Below are 2899 nucleotides of genomic sequence, written 5' to 3'. Positions count from 1 at the left end.
CCGCGGTCTCTACGTTCTCAACGGCGGGAGCTTGAGGCTCGACGACTTCGGGTTCCACGGGCTTGGTCTCGACGACTTCGGGCTCGACGTTCTCAACGGCGGGAGCGTCAGTTGCGTTCATATCCGACCCAATCTTCACCGGCGGCGTCGCCTGCCCGGGCTCACGTCCGAACAAGCCCTCGTTGCCTTCCACGCCCTTCATGCTCAGCTTGACCTTGCGTTCTTCCTTCAGGACCTCGAGCACGCGAACCTTGACAACGTCTCCCACGTTCAACACATCCTCGACCTTGCGAATCTTGTCGTTGGAGATCTGTGAAATGTGCAGGAGGCCGGTGACACCTTCTGAAAGCTCGATGATTGCTCCGAAGGTCAGGATGCGAATCACTGCCCCCTCGAGGATCATGCCGACAGGATAATCTTCCTCGATGGTTTCCCAAGGATGTGGCTTCGTCTGCTTGATGCTCAACGAGACCTTGCCCGTCTCCGGGTCGACCTTGAGAACCTTCACCTTCACCTTGTCCTTCTTTTGGACGATCTCCTCGACGGGACGGCGACGACCATAAGTCAGCTCTGAGAGATGGACCAGACCTTCGACCCCGTACCCGATGTCCACGAATGCACCGAACTCAGCGATACCGTTGACAGTGCCCTCATAGATATCTCCAGGTTGGATCTTTGTGAAGAATTCCTTCTTCTGCTTCTGGCGGATAACCTGCATCGCTGCACGATGAGAGGCGATGATCCGGCGAAGTCTCTTGTCGAATTCAGTGACCTTGACGGGAATGTCCTGGCCAACCAGAGAAGGCAGGTTGTTGCGGTAGTCGCTGGCGACCTGTGATTGAGGCAGGAAACAGGGCACACCGATGTCAACAAGCAGGCCGCCCTTGATGGCCTTGGTGACTTTGGCAGTGACGATCGTCTGTTCCTCGAAGTACTTCTCAACATCGGTCCAGACCTCTTCCTGATCAGCCTTCAGCTTGGAGAGGACTGCTGTACCTTGTTCATCCTCTTCCTTGACGACGGCCACTTTCATCGTTTCGCCAACGTGCGCGATTTCGCCGACAGCTACATCGGTACGCATAGTCAAGCGATTGAGCGGGATATAATAGTCTCCCTTTCCGCCAGCATTGACCATGACCCCGTCACGCTCAAGCTTGACGACGGAGACGTCAATAACGTCCCCGCGCCGCAGCAGACGTGGTTCGTATCCGGCCTTGGGCGACAAGTCTGCAACAAGAGCCGCCTCGAGTTCGGACGTATTGGTCTCGTCACCTGTAACCTCGGCCTGTTCGGTTTCGGTTTCGGCCTTCTCTGGTGCGGCCGCTTCTTCTGGAGTCTTTTCCTCTGCCACGTCAACAGCTGGAACAATAGGCTGTTCGACTGCTGCAAGCAGGTTCTTCACTTCAAAGAGTCCATCCGTTTCACCTGTGGTTTCTGTTCCAACGTGTTTGTCCATGTCCACCATGTTGACCCCTCGCAATTAAGGATGAATGAAAATCAGTTTCTGAGTATAAAGCCAAAACGGATGCTTGTCAAACCCTTCAAGCCCGCGTCACTACCTGCTGACGTTGGCTTTACCAGCAGAAACGGTCGTGCCGGCAAACTGGACTGCTCCGCCAGGATCGCCCTCGATTTCCAACAGCGGATTGTACTTCTCGACACGCTCCGATCTCGACAATGCCCCGCGCCACACGCTGGGGTGAGATTATATTGTCTGGTGTTCAGTCTTAGAGGACCGGGACACACTTGACCTATAAAGAACAAAGAGGCAGGTTGGCGAAAACGCCAACCTGCCTGGCTGTTATTCTGTATCAATTTCGTGCAAATCAGCGATCTGCTCGACTAGATACTCACTTTCCCTGTACGTCGTGCCCAGTCGTCTCGGTCCTCTCCACGCGAGTTCCTGTGTGCGGCGTCATCAATCTCAGAACTCCCCATGCAATCAGGCCAATGACTACCATCACGATGAGAGTTGCAGGCTCAAAGATCGCCGTGGTCTCTGCGCCGGCGGTAGTGCCCCGGGAGAAGATACCTTCGAAGATGCCCACAAGAAACTGAGTAACGCCATAGACGCCACGTACAAAGCCATTGTTCGGGTTTGCTCCAAGCCCTTTGAAAATCAGACGAAAGGCCAGAACAACTTCAATTATAGTAAAGATTACGCCAACAATTCGTTTTGAGGTATTGCTTTCGGCTTTGGTATCTTGTGTCTCCGTCTGCTGGGTCATTGTTCTACCTCCTGGTAGCTAGAGTGTCTTTCTCCCTCTAAGCAGGTTTACCACAACTGCAATGATCGCAAGTACGAGAAGAATGTGGATTAGTCCCCCCATCGTAAACGAAGTAATCATACCAAGAAGCCATAAGACTACGAGAATAATGGCAATTGTCCATAACATACTTTGTCACTCCTTTGTCGATATTGTGCGCAGAAGGTCCTTGCGCGCTGGATAGTTCCCAACATTGCTGATTATACCACTAAGTTGCAAAATATACCACTAAGTTGCAAAACCTGAATTCTATCCCATAGACCTGTTTCCACACACATTCCTGACAACGTGAGATTTCAGGCTTGGACGTCCGTCCTCTTCTCGAGAGCCTGTGTCAGCGTGAATATATCAGCAAACTCCAGATCGCTCCCTTTTGGGATACCCGTGGCAATGCGCGTAACGCGCACTTCCGATGCAACCAGCAACTTTGCGATGTACATCGCAGTGATGTCGCCGTTGAAGTTGGGGTTTGTGGCAACAATGACCTCGCGCACATCGTCCAAGTGTATACGTTCGACAAGGCGGCCTAGCTGCAGTTCTCCGGGTCCCACATGAGCTATCGGGTCGATCCGGCCGTGCAGAACATGGTAGAGGCCACGGTAGGCCCCTGTTTTCTCAATTGCAGAGAGGTC

The 2899-nt window shown here is 53.1% G+C and carries 5 protein-coding genes; all 5 read right to left on the bottom strand.

All coding sequences use genetic code 11. The features are described 5' to 3' along the window. On the bottom strand, positions 1-1456 hold a 1456-nt coding region (locus tag SMC5_RS00350), incomplete at its 3' end, for a 30S ribosomal protein S1 (RefSeq protein WP_165848890.1). A 99-nt stretch (positions 1457-1555) separates the two neighbouring features. Then, positions 1556-1678: a hypothetical protein gene (locus SMC5_RS00345; RefSeq protein WP_207798906.1), complete on the bottom strand. Its 123-nt coding sequence runs from the start codon at positions 1676-1678 to the stop codon at positions 1556-1558. Positions 1679-1850: 172 nt separating this feature from the next. Beyond that, the gene (locus SMC5_RS00340) at positions 1851-2228 is read right to left on the bottom strand and encodes a YggT family protein (protein ID WP_119119135.1); all 378 of its coding nucleotides are present in this window, start codon (positions 2226-2228) and stop codon (positions 1851-1853) included. 18 nt (positions 2229-2246) lie between these two features. Beyond that, complete coding sequence (locus SMC5_RS11515; protein ID WP_119119134.1) at positions 2247-2396, bottom strand: lmo0937 family membrane protein; 150 nt, start codon at positions 2394-2396, stop codon at positions 2247-2249. 167 nt (positions 2397-2563) lie between these two features. Continuing rightward, positions 2564-2899, bottom strand: a 336-nt coding sequence (locus tag SMC5_RS10925) for a toprim domain-containing protein (RefSeq protein ID WP_207798904.1), incomplete at its 5' end; no start/stop codon positions are given.

Source organism: Candidatus Cryosericum odellii (genome assembly GCF_003570935.1).
GTDB lineage: Bacteria > Caldisericota > Caldisericia > Cryosericales > Cryosericaceae > Cryosericum > Cryosericum odellii.
This window is presented reverse-complemented; position numbering and strand designations above follow the sequence as displayed.

Bases quoted from the DNA above. Each gene is read 5' to 3' on its own strand.
- SMC5_RS00340 (WP_119119135.1), bottom strand. From the start codon at position 2,228: ATGACCCAGCAGACGGAGACACAAGATACCAAAGCCGAAAGCAATACC.
- SMC5_RS11515 (WP_119119134.1), bottom strand. From the start codon at position 2,396: ATGTTATGGACAATTGCCATTATTCTCGTAGTCTTATGGCTTCTTGGT.